We start from the raw sequence: 690 nt of genomic DNA on the forward strand, positions 1-690 counted from the left end.
CAACAAAGGGGCGGGTAACCGGACCTCTTTTGCTGCCTGGCACTGGGGACGAGCGGGATAGTTCCCCAATCTCGACTTGCAATTGCGACCCGCAGGCCGTGATCCGATCCCGCCATTGCGATAGCCGGCGAGGATGCCAAAGCGCTCAGACGCTCCCTGACCAAACACCGGTCAGTAGGCTTCGACTGTCAGAAGTGCGTTCTCGAACCGCTTGGCCGCAAGGTCCTCGGGCGTGATCCAATATTGAAGCGGCCCCATCTCGCCAACGGTCCAATCGACCGCCATATCCGGCCCGATCTGGAGCAACAGCAGGTAGCGGTCCTTCATCTCGTCGGCTGCGACCTGGATGACTTCACCCTTGCCAAGCATCTGATGGCCACGGGGTGAGTGGCGGTGAGACAGGGCGGCTACGACTTCCCGGCCTATCAACGCCGCACCGTCCGGATCTGTCAGTCCACCCTCGGCGCCCCGGATCGCCGCGATTGAAAGCCAATGGTTCATCACCTGCGGAAGTTGGCGATGATGCGGCCGCCGCGCCGGAGAAGATGACGGCATGCCGTTGGCGCRCAAGTCTTCCAGGAAGGCAACGATCTGCTGCTTCACCTCGGCTGGAGGTGCGTCATATTCCTTCAGTCCGGCATTGACCGTCGGAAAGAAAGCGTTGAACATCTTCGAACCGAATGCCGACAG

Annotated in this window: 1 protein-coding gene; it reads right to left on the minus strand. The window is 61.0% G+C overall.

Features of this window, described 5'->3' with window-relative positions; genetic code table 11:
- Positions 1–171: 171 nt before the first annotated feature.
- Positions 172–690 (minus strand): DUF1963 domain-containing protein (locus ACXJ7R_RS35410; RefSeq protein ID WP_457155843.1); only part of this gene is annotated, 519 nt, incomplete at its 5' end.

The sequence above is a fragment of the Mesorhizobium sp. P5_C1 genome, assembly GCF_054049815.1.